Consider the following 14,820-nt stretch of genomic DNA (forward strand, 5'->3'; position numbering starts at 1 on the left):
AAGTTGTGCCTATCATTCGTGGTGAATGATTAAGTTGCTTTGAATGAGTGCAAACGTTGTTGAGCTTTTTTGAGGTCATCTTTTAGCCAAATGTCCATGCAACGTGCTGCCTCATCAATCGCTTGATCAATTTTGTCTTGTTCTGTCGCTGGCGCTTTTCCTAAGACATGGCCAGTGACTTTGTCTCTGTGACCTGGGTGTCCGATACCGATGCGCAAACGATAAAATTCTTTGTTGTTAGCCATTCTGGCAATAATATCTCTTAAGCCGTTATGGCCACCATGTCCGCCACCTTGCTTAATTTTGCAAACACCAGGCTCCATATCGAGCTCATCATGCGCAACAAGTATGTCATCAACGGGAATACGGAAAAAATTAGCAAGAGGAGCTACCGCTTGGCCACTTCTATTCATAAAAGTTGTTGGTACAAGCAAGTGAACAGTATGTTGACCAATTTGGCCTTTACCATACATTCCAAAGTATTTCTTTTCAGGCTTTAAAGAGATGTTATAACGTTCGGCGAGTTGTTCAACAAACCAAACGCCAGCATTATGGCGAGTTCTTGTATATTCAGGGCCTGGATTACCCAGGCCCACAATCAATTGAATTGTCATCTAAGGGAAGCCCCTAAATTACTCTTCAGTTGCTTCTTCTTCTGCTGCGTCTTCAGCTTTGCCTTTAGGCGCTGCTGCAGTAACGATGGCATGGTCGTGATCTTCACCTTTCGCTAACTCATCAGATGTCACACCTTTTGGTAATTTAATGTCTGATAAATGTAACGTTTGACCAACTTCTAAATCTGCAACGTCTACTTCGATAAACTCTGGTAAGTTACCTGGTAAACAAGTGATTGCAATTTCAGCCATATGGTGGGCAACTGTAGCACCTTTTTTCACAACAGCTTCTTCGTTGATGAAGTGTAAAGGAACGTTAGTGTGAACAGCATGCTTAGCATCTACACGCATAAAATCTAAGTGCATGATAACTGGCTTGAACGGGTGACGTTGCATGTCTTTGATAAGACACTCAACAGGCTTACCGTCAACGTTTAATGTTAAAACGTGAGAGTAGAAAGCTTCTTCTTGCTGAGCACGGAACACTTTGTTATGCGCTAACGTTAAAGAAACAGGCTCTTGGCCTTCACCGTATAGGATCGCTGGAACTTTGTTCGCGTGACGTAGGCGGCGGCTCGCACCTTTCCCTAAGTCAGTACGGACTTCAGCGTCCAAAGTAAAAATATCTGTCATGATAAATACCTTAATATATTAAGTAAAATGGTGTTGTTTTTTGCGACCAAAAACAACGCATCACCTTTGATTATCGCCCCACAAAAGCAGTAGTCAGATAAAAAAGGCGCGAAATATTAACACTTACCGCCAATAAAACCAAGTCATTATTCTAAAATTATTGTCGTTTAACAAAAATGCAAAAGAGATAATAAAAAAGCACCTTGTTAGGTGCTTTTTTATCGAGTAACTTGACAAAATTAGTTATCGAACATTGCAGAAATAGACTCTTCGTTGCAAACGCGTCGAATTGCTTCAGAAAGCATACCGCTTAGCGTTAATTGGCGAACGTTTTTCAGCTTCTTGATTTCTGGCGATAATGGGATTGAATCGGTCACAATGACTTCGTCAATCACGGAGTTTTTCAGGTTTTCAGCAGCATTACCCGATAATACTGGGTGAGTAGCGTAGGCAAATACGCGGTTAGCGCCGTGATCTTTTAACGCTTCAGCAGCTTTTGCTAACGTGCCACCTGTATCAATCATATCATCAACGATAATACAATCACGACCTTGGACATCACCAATAATATGCATAACCTGAGCAACATTTGCTTTTGGACGACGCTTATCGATGATGGCTAAATCTGCATCGTTAAGTAACTTAGCTACCGCTCGCGCTCGAACAACACCACCAATGTCAGGTGAGACAACCACTGGGTTATCTAAGTTCTTTGCTAACATATCTTCAAGTAAAATTGGCGTACCAAAGACGTTATCTACCGGTACATCAAAAAAGCCTTGAATTTGCTCAGCGTGTAGGTCAACCGTTAAAACGCGATCGACACCAACACTTGAAAGGAAATCCGCGACAACTTTTGCCGTAATTGGCACACGAGCACTGCGTACACGTCTGTCTTGTCTTGCGTAGCCAAAGTAAGGCATAACCGCTGTGATACGTCCAGCAGATGCACGACGTAAGGCGTCAATCATGACAATGAGTTCCATTAGGTTGTCATTGGTTGGCGCGCAAGTTGACTGAATAATGAAAACGTCAGCACCACGAACGTTCTCAGTGATCTCAACGCTAATTTCGCCATCACTAAAACTACCAACTTGGGCTTCGCCCAAAGTGATATAAAGACGGTTTGCTATCTGTTTGGCCAGTTCAGGGGTGGCGTTACCCGCAAAAATTTTCATGTCAGGCACTATCAGTTCCTCAGAAACTTATGACATTGTCTTTACCATGCTTTATCTAATGATAAAGTACAGTGGTTCTGTTATTAACCGTATATGTGTGCTTTATACCGTTAACCATTTAATTTTTTATAACATTGGCATTGGCCACTTCATTAATTTGCTTAAGCAAAGGAGAGTGGTTGATACCTTTGGCAACAAATGAATCTATATGTTTTGGTAACATCGATTGTATTTGCTTTGCCTCTTTTTCAGAGCTAAATCGCGAGAATATGCAAGCGCCCGTACCCGTCATTTGAGACGGCGCGTATTCTATCAACCAAGAGTATAGCTTGGCAACCTCGGGGTAATGTTTTATTACCAGAGTTTGACAGTCATTGTGACAGTTTTCAATGTCGACTACATCTGAAGTCAACTTAGGGGTGTTGCGTGTTAGGTCTTGTGCACCAAATACATCAGCAGTCGAAATACTCACCGGCGGTTTAGTGACTAGATACCAATATTCTACCGGCTCTATTGCGGTTAATTGCTCGCCAACTCCTCGAGCTAGTGCAGCGTAGCCATGGATAAAAATAGGAACGTCAGCACCTAGTGACAAGCCTATTTTCGCGAGTTTTTCAATCGGGAGATTTAATTGCCAAAGTACATTGAGTGCATGTAATACGGTAGCTGCATTTGAAGAGCCGCCGCCTAGGCCTCCCCCCATGGGGAGTATTTTTTTTACTTTAATTCTTGCACCACATTGTGCCGGTGCAAAAGATTTTAGTTTTAATGCCGCTTTCATAATTAAGTTATCACTGTCTTTAACCCCTTGGATAGAATCTAAAAGGGTTATTTGACCGTCATTGGTCTGAGCGATAGCAAGGGTATCGCCATAATCAAGAAACTGAAACACCGTTTCTAGTTCGTGATAGCCGTCAGCGCGACGCCCAACGATGTGTAAAAACAGGTTAAGTTTTGCCGGTGAAGAAAAGTGATAAAAATGACTCATAACATTGTATCTAAATCTGCCACTGGCTAATCGCCAGTTTGATGGTGAAATTACCTTGTTTGATCGTTAAGCGGTGAGGAAGATCAATACCATTAACGTTAATAAAGGATTGATAAACTATATTCCATGTTTGGTTGTTGTATGTGCTTGAAATCGACAAAGGTAATTGGGTTTTCTCATTCATTATTAGCGTGTCGTTATCATCAAAGGTGATACCTTTAACCCAATGTTTTAACGCATTAGCGGGAAGCTGATATCCGGTTAGCGTCAGCAGTATATCGTCAACATTTTTACTGCGGTATGTCTTATCATCAACGTCTACTTGATAGAGATCATTTTTCAGATTAACCGATAAGACGTTTATGCCAAGAAACGTGGTTAAGTTAAGTTGTTCGGTGGCATTGGCTTGATTTAAGCGCCAAAAAATAGTGGCACTATTGCGTTCTTTTCTATCGATAAAGGCGATACGACCATTAATTTGCCATGAGTTTAGCGCTTTTAAATAGGGGAGTCGGTTATCTTTACTATAATGTGGTAGTGGAGCATTCTGGCTAATGGTTGGCTGAGAGGAGCAGGCGGAAAGTATTGTTATTAATACTAACAGACATAAAAATGAAAATTTTTTGTTAAGAGATGGGTTAAAAAAATTGATCAATAGCAAGAAACTGTCAGTTTGTGTTTGTTGGAGGGAGTATCTGCTTTCAATCATCTCAAATATTTCGTAAAATTGCGCCACGCAGCGATAGTGAGTGTTGGTAAGTTATCAGCTTATCACAACTGGCTATTGAATTTGCTGTGATTATATCGAGATCTAAGAGCAGATGTCATGGTGTTCATGACAAATAACTTCAAAATAGGCGATTAAACTTAAGTATGTCCATTGTAGCTGTAGGAATTAATCATAAAACCGCACCTGTTGCTGTCCGGGAAAAGATCTCTTTCAATCCCGATCAACTCAGTGTTGCGCTTAATGAAATGCTACATCAAGTTAAATGTAATGAAGCCGCCATTTTATCTACGTGTAATCGAACTGAACTTTATTTGGTGCAAGATGGTGATCTTAACCAAACTAAAGGTAAGGTGCTCACGTGGTTGGAGCAACATCATAATGTACCCGCTTCAATAATATCGCCTAGCTTATATTGGCATAATGACCAGCATGCCGTGAACCATATGATGAGAGTCGCTTGTGGCTTAGATTCTATGGTGTTAGGTGAACCGCAGATTCTTGGTCAAATGAAGCAAGCCTATAGTCAAGCAAAAGCAGCAGGCTCGATGGCTTTGGTAATGGACCGATTGTTTCAACGAACGTTTGGTGTAGCCAAGCGAGTTAGAACAGAAACTGATATTGGTGCGAGTGCTGTTTCGGTGGCCTTTGCCTCGGTTAATTTAGCAAAGCATATTTTTGCGAGTTTGGAAAATGCCAAGGTGTTATTAGTCGGCGCTGGTGAAACGATAGAATTAGTAGCCAAGCACTTATATGAGAGCAAGGTTGGAAAAATTACCGTTGCTAACCGAACGCGTTCCCGTGCTGAAGGTATGGCAACACAACTCGGCGCCGATATCATTACACTTGCGCAAATACCAGAACGTATGGCTGATGCAGATATTGTTATTAGTTCAACCGGTAGTACCTTACCGATTATCGGTAAAGGTATGGTTGAACAAGCCTTGCGTTCACGTAAGCATCGACCAATCTTTATGGTTGATTTAGCGGTACCTAGGGATATTGAAGAGCAAGTTGCCGACCTAGAAGACGTTTTTCTTTACACCGTTGATGATTTACAAGGCATTATTGCCAAAAATATGGAAAATCGACGTAAAGCCGCTGTTCAGGCAGAATCGCTTGTTAGCCAGCATAGCGATGAATTTATGTCGTGGATGCGAGGTCTTAACACCCAAGATACTGTGGTCAGTTATCGTAATCAGTGTTTGCAAGAACGAGACCTTTTGTTAGAAAGAGCCCTTGGCCAACTTAAAGCGAACAAAGATCCTGAAGCGGTCATTGCTGAGCTTGCGACTAAACTGACTAACAAATTTATGCACGCGCCTACCAGTGCAATGCAATCTGCCGCACAGGGCGGAGAACTCGATAAAATTGTTTATCTGAGAGAAATATTTGACCTGGACAAACCTCGTTAGCGACCTGAATAAAAAGTAGCGCCTTGCATGATAGATTGATTGCAAGCAAACGCATTACACTTTACACTTCCGACAATTTTATAATGACGCAGCATTGCGCATTTTATTTACACTATATAAGAAAGACGACTTAATGAAAGAATCGGTTTATCAAAAGCTTGAAGGGCTGGTTGAACGTTTTGAAGAAGTTCAAGCGTTACTATCAGATCCCGATACCATATCAGATCAAGAAAAGTTTAAAGCGCTTTCCAAAGAATTTGCGCAGTTAGAAGAAGTAACCAACACTTTTAACGAATTCAAGGAAGCACAAGATGACTTTGCGACCGCTGAGGAAATGCTTAAAGACGATGATCCTGATATGCGTGAAATGGCGCAAGAAGAATATAAATCTGCCAAACAAACGGTTGAAGATTTAGGTCAGGCCTTGCAAATATTATTGTTACCTAAAGATAAAAATGATGACAATAACTGCTTCGTAGAAATCAGAGCTGGAGCAGGTGGAGACGAGGCTGCCATCTTTGCAGGTGACTTATATCGCATGTATACACGCTATTGTGAAAAACAAGGCTGGCGTGTTGAAGTGATGAACATGAGTGAAAGTGAGCAGGGTGGCTATAAAGAAATCATCTTTAAAATAGAAGGTGATGGGGTTTATGGTCAAATGAAATTTGAATCTGGTGGCCATCGTGTTCAACGTGTGCCAGAAACTGAGTCACAAGGGCGTGTTCATACTTCTGCGTGTACAGTAGTAGTCATGCCTGAAATCCCTGAGTCAGAAGCGATTGAAATTAACAAAGCAGACCTTAAAATTGACACCTTTAGAGCGTCAGGTGCGGGTGGACAGCACGTTAACAAAACCGATTCGGCTATTCGAATTACCCATATTCCAACCGGTGTCGTCGTCGAGTGCCAAGATCAGCGCTCTCAGCATAAAAACCGTGCACAAGCGATGTCGGTATTACAAGCTAGATTACAGGCTGCAGAGGACGAAAAGCGCCGAAGTGAAGAAGAGTCATCTCGTCGAAGTTTAGTAGCAAGTGGTGATCGCTCAGAGCGAATTCGCACCTATAACTATCCGCAGAGTCGAATGACAGACCATCGTATCAACCTAACGTTATACCGTTTGGCGGAAGTGATGGAAGGCAACCTACATTTAGTACTAGATCCTATTTTGCAAGAAAACCAAGCAGACATGCTGGCCGCACTTGCAGAGCAGAACTAATTCACTTGACCGCTATTTTATCAATGGTGAATTCAACTATTGAGCAAGCAATCAAACAAGGCGAGCAACAACTCGCCTTGTTAAGTGATAGTGCTAAACTTGATAGTCAATTGCTGTTATCTTCGGTACTGGGGTGTGAAAGAAGTTATCTATTAACATGGCCAGAGCAAAAGCTGAAAGTTGAACAGTATCAAGATTATTTGAAGCTACTAAAACGCAGAACCTCTGGCGAACCCATCGCTTATATCTTAGGTGTTAAAGAATTTTGGTCATTATTATTAAAAGTTGCACCAAGTACTTTGATCCCAAGGCCTGATACTGAAGTATTGGTAGAGGCCATACTTGATCATCATGACCAAGCTGCGAAAACCGTTTGTGATTTAGGTACTGGTACGGGGGCGATAGCGTTAGCATTAGCTGTTGAGCGAGCATATTGGCAAATTGATGCCATAGATTTTCAGTCTGAAGCAGTGGCATTAGCGATAGAAAACGCCAAGACGTTAAATATCAATAACATCAACGTTTATCAAAGTGATTGGTTCGCTAATGTTATGCCGAGTAAACGATTTGATATTATCGTTAGTAATCCGCCATATATTGATGGCAATGATCATCACTTAAATGAAGGTGATGTGCGCTTTGAACCCAAAAGTGCCTTGGTTGCGGATGACAATGGTTTTGCAGACTTTAGACAGATCATCGAACAAGCTAAACATTATTTAAACCATCACGGAATGTTGTATTTCGAGCACGGCTTTGAACAAGCCGAAGCGTTAAGAACCCTGTTAACTGAAAATGGCTTTATTGAGGCGCAAACACGACAAGATTATAATGGCCTCGATAGAATAACCTTTGCAAAATATTTATCAAACTAACAACAATAAGAGAGTAGCATTATGTTTAAACACCTTCATATGACGATTGCGGTGATCAGTCTTTCATTATTCACTATTCGTTTTTTTTGGACATTAACAAAATCTGCCCAGTTAGATAAAAAATGGGTTAAAGTTGTTCCGCACGTTAATGATACGATTTTACTATTATTAGGCATAGCGATGGCGGTTAAGCTATCCATTAACCCTATGGAACAACTATGGTTAGGTGAAAAATTACTCGCGGTAGCTGCTTATATATTTACTGCATTTTATGCGTTGAAACTTGCTCGCAATAAAGCATTGCAAATTATCGGTTATTTAGGCGCGGTTGGCTGGTTTATGTTGATTGTTCGTATCGCTATGACGAAAGAAAATATCTTGTTGTAGCCTTTAAAAAAAAGAAATTGTCCCCAATATAAGTACTAAATAAAAGTTAGTGGTAGGTATTTACTTTTTATTGTTATGAATGATTTGTTGTTATCGGAAATAAATGCACCTCGTCGTGAATTGTTGAATCAGTTAGCGCTGTTAGAACAGTCGGTATTTGGTTGTTCAAGCGATGTTGAAGAGGTGCTCGCACCCTTGGTATCGCAATGTAAAAAAGCGGTAGCAATGATCGATGACTCGATGGACAAAGCCGAGGTCTTTATAAATGAAGTATTTGTATCTCAGCTCTTTATTGATAACACTAAATCGTTGTGGCCGGTATTTTCTTACCAGCTTAAGGCCAGTGTCGAGCACAAACGAATTGCCCCTGTGTTAAAAGCCGCAGTAATACAATATTTAGCTAATAAGTGTGATATCGAAGCGGATATTGTTTATTTACCTGAAAAGGTCATGGTACGTATTTTATGTGACGATGTTTATTCGATTATCTTTGATCCAATTAATGGTGAGTCGTTGAACTGGCAGCAACTCGAACAAGGCTTGGATGAATTGGGTGGTGATCCGAGCCAGTTAACCATAGCACCAATGGAACAAGAACCAATGGTAGTTGAATACTTAACGGGCTTAAAGAATAGTTTGATCAATGAGCTTAAGTTTGAGCAAGCGTTAGCTTGTGTTGATATATTAATTTCGATGCGCCCAGAAGACCCTTTTGAGCGCCGAGACCGAGGTTTTTTGTTGCATCAACTTGATTGCTTTAAAGTGGCTTATGATGACTATCAATACTTCGTTGAGCGATGCCCACAAGATCCAGCCGCACAACTTTTAAAAATTCAGCTTGATAAAATCTCGATAAAAGATACCGTATTGCATTAAGATCTTTTAATTAAAGATCAATAGACCCTAATAAAAATAATAACTTGGGTTTTTATCCCAGCAATATGGAGTGCTTATGGCAGATTTCGCTACCGTAATGGCAGAATCCCCCCCTTTATTAACAAACGATGCGACGATATTAGGGGTTGTTGCCTTAATGCTAGGTGCTGTTTTTTATACCGCACATCTAAACAACAAATATTGGCAACGATTTTACACCTTTGTCCCGGCGGTACTCGTTTGTTATTTTCTTCCTTCATTGTTAAATACCTTTGATATTATCGATGGTGATAAATCCAATTTATATTATGTTGCTTCGCGGTATTTATTACCGGCATGCTTAGTATTATTAACGCTAAGTGTCGATTTAAAGGCTATCGCTAGATTAGGCAGCAAAGCGGTTATACTGTTCTTAACCGGTACCTTAGGTATCGTTATTGGTGGGCCAATCGCTTTGTTGCTGGTCGCGAGTGTTTTTCCTGAGTTAATTGGCGGCCAGGGGCCGGACGCGGTTTGGCGAGGGATGACGACTATAGCCGGAAGTTGGATTGGCGGTGGTGCTAATCAAGCGGCAATGAAAGAAATATACGGCGCGGGAGATAGCATATTTTCTGTGATGGTAACGGTAGATATTATTGTTGGCAATCTTTGGTTGGCAGTTTTACTGATCATGGCTGGAAACGCAGACCGAATAGATGCCAAAACAGGCGCTGATGTCAGTGCTATTGCAGAGCTGAAACACAAAGTAGAACGTTTCCACGCTGAACATGGCCGTATTGCAACATTAAGGGATTTAATGATTATCCTAGCGATAGGGTTGGGGGTAACAGGTGGCGCACATTTATTTGCAGATCTGGTAACACCTTGGTTTATTGAGCACTTCCCAGAGTCGAAAAGATTGAGTTTTCACAGTAAGTTCTTTTGGTTGATTGTTTCTGCTAGTGCCGTTGGTGTTTTATTATCTTTTACTAAAGCAAGAACGCTTGAAGGCGCTGGTGCCTCAAAAGTCGGTTCAGCCTTTTTGTATATATTAATTGCATCCATTGGTATGAAAATGGATGTCACTAAAATAGTAGACACGCCGATTTATTTTATTATTGGTGTCGTGTGGATGCTTATCCATGCCAGTTTAATGTTGATTGTTGCTAAGCTAATTAAAGCACCGTTGTTTTATATGGCGGTAGGTAGCCAAGCGAATGTTGGAGGTGCTGCTTCAGCGCCAATAGTGGCGAGTGCATTTCATCCATCATTAGCACCTGTTGGGGTTTTACTAGCGGTATTGGGGTATACTCTTGGCACTTATATGGCGTGGTTTTGTGGACAGATACTTCAAAGTGTCGGTTGATTTAGTTAACTAGGAAAATTTATGACAATCTCTAAAGTAACCCTTGGCGATATCACCATCGCAAATGATGCACCATTTGTATTATTTGGTGGCATGAATGTGCTCGAATCTCGTGATTTAGCGATGAAAATTGCTGAACATTATGTAGAAGTAACACAAAAACTTGGTATTCCTTATGTTTTTAAGGCCTCTTTTGATAAAGCAAATCGTTCTTCTATCACTTCTTATCGAGGCCCTGGTTTAGAGCAAGGGTTAAAAATATTTGAAGAGATTAAAGCAACGTTTAACGTTCCGATCATTACCGATGTTCATGAACCTTATCAAGCTGCGCCAACTGCTGAAGTTGTTGACATCATTCAGTTACCCGCATTTTTAGCGCGTCAGACTGATCTTGTTGTTGCCATGGCTAAAACCGATGCCATTATCAATGTTAAAAAACCGCAATTTTTGGCGGCTCATGAAATGCGACATATAATCAACAAATTTGATGAGGCAGGAAATAATAAGGTTATTCTATGTGAGCGAGGCAGTTGCTATGGTTATAACAACCTTATCGTTGATATGTTGGCAATGGATGAAATGAAGCACTATGCACCTGTCATTTTTGATGCGACACATGCATTGCAAAAGCCAGGCGGGCGGGCTGATTCTGCAGATGGCAGACGAGCTCAGGCTGCACAGTTAGCTCGCAGCGGTATGGCTCTTGGTATTGCAGGCTTATTTATTGAGGCACACCCTGATCCTGATAATGCCAAATGTGATGGGCCTTGTGCGTTACCTCTTGATAAGTTAGCACCGTACCTTGAGCAAATGAAAGCTGTAGATGATTTGATTAAGAGTTTTAACCCTTTAATAACCGACTAGTAAACGTATGTGAATATCAAAAAAGGGTGTCATGGCGGACACCCTTTTTTGATTTAGCGAGCATTAATTCTAGAGAAATTAAGATGCGTTGAACTCATATGAGCTTGGTAACTAATTGTTATAAACTAGCAGCTTATTCAGCTTCAATAGTTACTTTTGCCAACATAGGTTGAGCTTTGTTTTCTGCCTTGTCAGCTTTAACAAGTAGCGGCTTAACAAGGTTAGATTCCAATAGTGCTTTTGTATTTAGCTTCATTTCAACAGCTAATTGTGTCTCAACAGTGCTTTTTAAAATTGCATTGTTAATTGGCTCTGGTTGAACTAAGTTTATGGTATTGGCGTTAACACCAGCAACGAGAACCAGTGAGCTGGCAACGATGCTTAATAGAGAGTTTACTGATTTCATATGTCACCTGTATAAAGTACGTTATGTTTCCTTATAGATGCTAAGGGACATTACTCTCGCGTTATACATCAGTGGTTGGGAGAGGCCCTGATAAATAGCTTGCTACTTTTAACACTAGGAAAGATGTTGTCCTTCATCTATGGTGTGAATAATAAGTTAATGCTGGCAAATTTTAAAACGACAAATTATAATGTTATTCATTAGAAAAACTAATGAATGTTGTGGTGTTTTGGTTTTGTGCAAACTTATTCATAAAACTGTCATATTTATCATTTATACTGAGGCGTATCTTGGCTATTAGAATCCCTCCACTCAACTCTCTACGGGCGTTTGAGGCATCTGCTCGGCAATTGAGTTTTACAAAAGCAGCAGATGAATTATTTGTCACTCAAGCGGCAATTAGTCATCAAATAAAATCTTTAGAAGAGCATTTAGGCATAAAACTATTTATGCGAAAAAATCGTTCGCTTTTGTTAACAGAAGAAGGTCAAGCGTATTTTCTCGACATTAAAGATATTTTTACATCTCTACATGAAGCGACTGAAAAATTATTAGCGCGTGGTGCTAAAGGTGCAATTACGGTTAGTTTGCAACCGAGTTTTGCTATTCAGTGGTTAGTACCAAGGCTAACCAGTTTTAATTTACAGCACCCTGATATTGATGTGCGTATAAAAGCGGTTGACCAACCAGATGGTTTATTAACCGAAGATGTAGATATTGCCATTTATCACGGGCGAGGGCGCTGGCCAGATGTTCATGCTGATCAGCTACATACCGAGTATTTGTTGCCGGTTTGCTCTCCTCTGCTTTTAAATGGAGCAAAGCCACTTAATAGTATTCAAGATTTGGCAAACCATACTTTGCTGCATGATACTTCTCGTCGAGATTGGAAGCGTTGGTTTAAAGAAGCTGATGTAAAGGGCGTAAATGTTAATCATGGTCCTATCTTTAGTCACTCTGCTATGGTGGTTCAAGCCGCCGTTCATGGCCAAGGTGTTGCACTTGCTCAGAGTATTTTAGCTAAACCCGAACTCGATGCTGGACGTTTAGTTAATTTGTTTGACCATCGTTTAGTGAGTAAAAATGCCTTTTATATTGTTTGTCGTGAGCATCAAATGGAATTAGGGAAAATTGCGTCGTTTAGGCAATGGGTATTAGATACAGTTGCCGCGGAGGAAGCTTAATCGTGCCTTCTAAACTGATTAATACACCTGAGTGCGATATTAAAGCAACAGTGGTCTTTGCTCACGGTGCTGGTGCCGATAAGGAAAGTGACTTTCTTGAAGTTGTAACCAAGCGGCTAATTGATGCTGGTATAAAAGTGATTCGATTTAATTTCCCCTATATGGATAAAAGGGCAGTGGATGGCAAGAGAAGGCCGCCAGATCGTATGCCTACCTTAATTGGTTGCATGGAGGAAGTGATTACCGAGCATTTGGCAGATAAACCACTTTTTTTAATGGGAAAGTCGATGGGTTCGAGAGTAGCGGCGACAATTACTCAGCAGGGGACGTTTCCAATTTCTGGCGTTATCGCGTTAGGGTATCCATTTCATCCACAAAAGAAGCCAGAAAAACTAAGATTAACGCCTTTGCAAAACCATAATGTTCCAGTGCTGATAGTTCAGGGCGAACGCGATCCCTTAGGAAATCAACAAGAAATTGCTAACTATGAGTTATCATCTACTTGCCAATATTTATTTTTAACCGACGGTGATCATGACTTAAAGCCGCGTGTTAAATCAGGCTTTACTCATCAACAACATCTAGATAGTGCGGTAGCAAAAATAGTGGAGTTTATTAGTGAACAAACGTAATTGGAGTGGATTATTATTGATATTTATTGGTGTTAGTGGCTGTTTTTCCGTATTATTAGGCGCGTGGTTGTCTCATGCAGCTCAGTCATTAAGTACAGAGCAGCTCAATCGCGTTCAAATTGCACAACAATATCAAATATTACATACCATTACCTTATTGGTCATTGCTGCTTGGTACCGATATGAACCGAGTAAAGTACTTCTGCTAAGTGCGCTGGGCTTTATGACTGGAATTATGTGCTTTAGTGGTAGTTTGTATATAAAAAGTTTTTTTGCTATTGAGCAAGTGACAGTAATAGCACCGTTTGGTGGAATTGCTCTTGCGTTTGCTTGGTTGCTGTTAATAGTTAAAGGTTTCAATAAATAATGACTGCTGTCGTACTATACTGTCGCCCTGGATTTGAAAAAGAATGTGGCGCTGAAATTCAAGAGAAAGCGGCTTGGAATGAGGTCTATGGGTATTTAGAACTTACAAAGCAGCAAGGGATTGTTTACTTCCATCTCAATAATAGCGAAGATGGTGAACGCTTAATGGAGCGTATACCACTGAAACGATTGATATTTGCTCGGCAATGGTTTGTTACCTTAACCGATTTAATTGAATTGCCAGAATATAATCGTGTAGAAGCCATTGCTGAAGCATTAGGTACGCAATGGCAATATGCTGATCTACGCATGGAAACGCCAGATACTAATGATGGCAAGGCGTTATCTAAGTTTTGCCGTAAACTTTCGGTACCGCTTCGTCAGCACTTACGTAAAGATAAGGTGTTAACTTCAAAAGATGATAACGATGGTGCGGTTCTACATGCGTTGTTTTTTTCAGGAACTGAAGTTATTTTAGGCTTCTCGTTAGGACATAATAGCTCTCCACATGTCATGGGTATACCTAGGTTAAAGTTTCCGAGTCATGCGCCAAGCCGATCTACCTTAAAGTTAGATGAAGCGTTTTTACATTTCATTCCTAAAAGGGAATGGGATAGTCGTTTGACTTCAGGTTTAAATGCCGTTGATTTAGGAGCAGCTCCTGGTGGATGGACGTATCAGCTGGTTAGGCGAGGTATGATGGTCACCGCAATTGATAATGGTCCAATGGCCGAGTCGCTAATGGAAACCGGTCAAGTAAAACATCGAATGATTGATGGCTTTAAATATATACCTGCTAAACAAAATGTTTATTGGCTTGTTTGCGATATGGTAGAAAAACCGTCACGCGTAGCAAAGTTAATGGCAAATTGGTTAATCTATGGCTACTGTAAAGAAGCCATTTTTAATCTAAAGTTACCGATGAAGGGGCGCTATGCAGAAGTGGTTAAAGATCTTCAAGTTATCAAAGACATTTTCGCCGAACACCAAGTAAAGTATGAATTATACGCCAAACACCTTTATTACGATCGTGAAGAGGTGACAGTACATGCAAGATTATTATCGGCACCACCTTTGAGTCGATAATTAATAAAAAACCGGCCTTGGC

General features: G+C 40.6%; 17 protein-coding genes. 11 read left to right on the forward strand and 6 right to left on the reverse strand.

Annotation, left to right across the window (positions count from 1 at the left end; genetic code table 11):
• Positions 1 to 29 precede the first annotated feature (29 nt).
• The 5 genes from pth to lolB all read right to left on the reverse strand — a co-directional run bounded on the left by pth (position 30) and on the right by lolB (position 4,122).
• Entirely contained in the window at positions 30 to 614 is a 585-nt protein-coding gene (pth, locus tag ACSLUH_RS12480) for an aminoacyl-tRNA hydrolase (RefSeq protein ID WP_448567458.1), read from the reverse strand.
• Positions 615 to 632: 18 nt separating this feature from the next.
• On the reverse strand, positions 633 to 1,247 hold the full coding sequence (locus ACSLUH_RS12485) for a 50S ribosomal protein L25/general stress protein Ctc (protein ID WP_448567460.1): 615 nt from the start codon (positions 1,245 to 1,247) through the stop codon (positions 633 to 635).
• Between the two features lie 239 nt (positions 1,248 to 1,486).
• On the reverse strand, positions 1,487 to 2,434 hold the full coding sequence (locus ACSLUH_RS12490; RefSeq protein WP_448567462.1) for a ribose-phosphate pyrophosphokinase: 948 nt from the start codon (positions 2,432 to 2,434) through the stop codon (positions 1,487 to 1,489).
• A gap of 109 nt (positions 2,435 to 2,543) precedes the next feature.
• Positions 2,544 to 3,413, reverse strand: coding sequence for a 4-(cytidine 5'-diphospho)-2-C-methyl-D-erythritol kinase (gene ispE / locus ACSLUH_RS12495; protein WP_448567464.1), 870 nt, complete (start codon positions 3,411 to 3,413; stop codon positions 2,544 to 2,546).
• A gap of 10 nt (positions 3,414 to 3,423) precedes the next feature.
• Positions 3,424 to 4,122, reverse strand: a complete 699-nt coding sequence (gene lolB, locus ACSLUH_RS12500; RefSeq protein WP_448567466.1) for a lipoprotein insertase outer membrane protein LolB — start codon at positions 4,120 to 4,122, stop codon at positions 3,424 to 3,426.
• A gap of 164 nt (positions 4,123 to 4,286) precedes the next feature.
• Between lolB and hemA the strand changes: the two genes are divergently transcribed.
• The 7 genes from hemA to kdsA all read left to right on the forward strand — a co-directional run bounded on the left by hemA (position 4,287) and on the right by kdsA (position 11,124).
• Positions 4,287 to 5,555, forward strand: coding sequence for a glutamyl-tRNA reductase (gene hemA, locus ACSLUH_RS12505; RefSeq protein WP_448567469.1), 1,269 nt, complete (start codon positions 4,287 to 4,289; stop codon positions 5,553 to 5,555).
• A 133-nt stretch (positions 5,556 to 5,688) separates the two neighbouring features.
• On the forward strand, positions 5,689 to 6,777 hold the full coding sequence (gene prfA, locus ACSLUH_RS12510) for a peptide chain release factor 1 (RefSeq protein ID WP_448567470.1): 1,089 nt from the start codon (positions 5,689 to 5,691) through the stop codon (positions 6,775 to 6,777).
• 23 nt (positions 6,778 to 6,800) lie between these two features.
• Complete coding sequence (prmC, locus tag ACSLUH_RS12515) at positions 6,801 to 7,652, forward strand: peptide chain release factor N(5)-glutamine methyltransferase (RefSeq protein WP_448567542.1); 852 nt, start codon at positions 6,801 to 6,803, stop codon at positions 7,650 to 7,652.
• A gap of 21 nt (positions 7,653 to 7,673) precedes the next feature.
• Positions 7,674 to 8,039, forward strand: coding sequence for a SirB2 family protein (locus tag ACSLUH_RS12520; protein WP_448567472.1), 366 nt, complete (start codon positions 7,674 to 7,676; stop codon positions 8,037 to 8,039).
• 75 nt (positions 8,040 to 8,114) lie between these two features.
• On the forward strand, positions 8,115 to 8,915 hold the full coding sequence (locus ACSLUH_RS12525; RefSeq protein ID WP_448567474.1) for a tetratricopeptide repeat protein: 801 nt from the start codon (positions 8,115 to 8,117) through the stop codon (positions 8,913 to 8,915).
• A 76-nt stretch (positions 8,916 to 8,991) separates the two neighbouring features.
• Complete coding sequence (locus ACSLUH_RS12530; RefSeq protein WP_448567476.1) at positions 8,992 to 10,260, forward strand: DUF819 family protein; 1,269 nt, start codon at positions 8,992 to 8,994, stop codon at positions 10,258 to 10,260.
• 21 nt (positions 10,261 to 10,281) lie between these two features.
• Positions 10,282 to 11,124 (forward strand): 3-deoxy-8-phosphooctulonate synthase, encoded by an 843-nt coding sequence (gene kdsA / locus ACSLUH_RS12535; protein WP_448567478.1) that lies wholly within the window; start codon positions 10,282 to 10,284, stop codon positions 11,122 to 11,124.
• A 133-nt stretch (positions 11,125 to 11,257) separates the two neighbouring features.
• Here kdsA and ACSLUH_RS12540 read toward each other — a convergent pair whose 3' ends face one another.
• On the reverse strand, positions 11,258 to 11,530 hold the full coding sequence (locus ACSLUH_RS12540) for a hypothetical protein (protein ID WP_448567480.1): 273 nt from the start codon (positions 11,528 to 11,530) through the stop codon (positions 11,258 to 11,260).
• Positions 11,531 to 11,820: 290 nt separating this feature from the next.
• On the opposite strand from ACSLUH_RS12540, the gene gcvA reads away from it, so the two are divergent.
• The 4 genes from gcvA to rlmM are packed head-to-tail and all read left to right on the forward strand — an operon-like array spanning position 11,821 to position 14,798.
• A complete protein-coding gene (gcvA, locus tag ACSLUH_RS12545) occupies positions 11,821 to 12,714 on the forward strand; it encodes a transcriptional regulator GcvA (RefSeq protein WP_448567482.1) in 894 nt (297 codons plus the stop codon).
• A gap of 2 nt (positions 12,715 to 12,716) precedes the next feature.
• Positions 12,717 to 13,346 carry an alpha/beta family hydrolase gene (locus ACSLUH_RS12550; protein WP_448567484.1) on the forward strand — a complete coding sequence of 210 codons (630 nt, stop codon included), beginning with the start codon at positions 12,717 to 12,719 and terminating at the stop codon, positions 13,344 to 13,346.
• The gene (locus tag ACSLUH_RS12555; protein ID WP_448567486.1) at positions 13,333 to 13,713 is read left to right on the forward strand and encodes a DUF423 domain-containing protein; all 381 of its coding nucleotides are present in this window, start codon (positions 13,333 to 13,335) and stop codon (positions 13,711 to 13,713) included. The genes ACSLUH_RS12550 and ACSLUH_RS12555 overlap by 14 nt, the downstream gene beginning before the upstream one ends.
• The gene (gene rlmM, locus ACSLUH_RS12560; RefSeq protein ID WP_448567488.1) at positions 13,713 to 14,798 is read left to right on the forward strand and encodes a 23S rRNA (cytidine(2498)-2'-O)-methyltransferase RlmM; all 1,086 of its coding nucleotides are present in this window, start codon (positions 13,713 to 13,715) and stop codon (positions 14,796 to 14,798) included. The genes ACSLUH_RS12555 and rlmM overlap by 1 nt, the downstream gene beginning before the upstream one ends.
• Positions 14,799 to 14,820: the final 22 nt, after the last annotated feature.

The organism is Thalassotalea ganghwensis (assembly GCF_053485795.1).

What these genes read in the sequence shown, in the direction of transcription:
- pth (WP_448567458.1), bottom strand. Translation starts at nt 614, where the DNA reads ATGACAATTCAATTGATTGTGGGCCTGGGTAATCCAGGCCCTGAATAT.
- ACSLUH_RS12485 (WP_448567460.1), bottom strand. Translation starts at nt 1,247, where the DNA reads ATGACAGATATTTTTACTTTGGACGCTGAAGTCCGTACTGACTTAGGG.
- ispE (WP_448567464.1), bottom strand. Translation starts at nt 3,413, where the DNA reads ATGAGTCATTTTTATCACTTTTCTTCACCGGCAAAACTTAACCTGTTT.
- lolB (WP_448567466.1), bottom strand. Translation starts at nt 4,122, where the DNA reads ATGATTGAAAGCAGATACTCCCTCCAACAAACACAAACTGACAGTTTC.
- hemA (WP_448567469.1), top strand. Translation starts at nt 4,287, where the DNA reads ATGTCCATTGTAGCTGTAGGAATTAATCATAAAACCGCACCTGTTGCT.
- prfA (WP_448567470.1), top strand. Translation starts at nt 5,689, where the DNA reads ATGAAAGAATCGGTTTATCAAAAGCTTGAAGGGCTGGTTGAACGTTTT.
- prmC (WP_448567542.1), top strand. Translation starts at nt 6,801, where the DNA reads ATGGTGAATTCAACTATTGAGCAAGCAATCAAACAAGGCGAGCAACAA.
- ACSLUH_RS12520 (WP_448567472.1), top strand. Translation starts at nt 7,674, where the DNA reads ATGTTTAAACACCTTCATATGACGATTGCGGTGATCAGTCTTTCATTA.
- ACSLUH_RS12525 (WP_448567474.1), top strand. Translation starts at nt 8,115, where the DNA reads ATGAATGATTTGTTGTTATCGGAAATAAATGCACCTCGTCGTGAATTG.
- ACSLUH_RS12530 (WP_448567476.1), top strand. Translation starts at nt 8,992, where the DNA reads ATGGCAGATTTCGCTACCGTAATGGCAGAATCCCCCCCTTTATTAACA.
- kdsA (WP_448567478.1), top strand. Translation starts at nt 10,282, where the DNA reads ATGACAATCTCTAAAGTAACCCTTGGCGATATCACCATCGCAAATGAT.
- ACSLUH_RS12540 (WP_448567480.1), bottom strand. Translation starts at nt 11,530, where the DNA reads ATGAAATCAGTAAACTCTCTATTAAGCATCGTTGCCAGCTCACTGGTT.
- rlmM (WP_448567488.1), top strand. Translation starts at nt 13,713, where the DNA reads ATGACTGCTGTCGTACTATACTGTCGCCCTGGATTTGAAAAAGAATGT.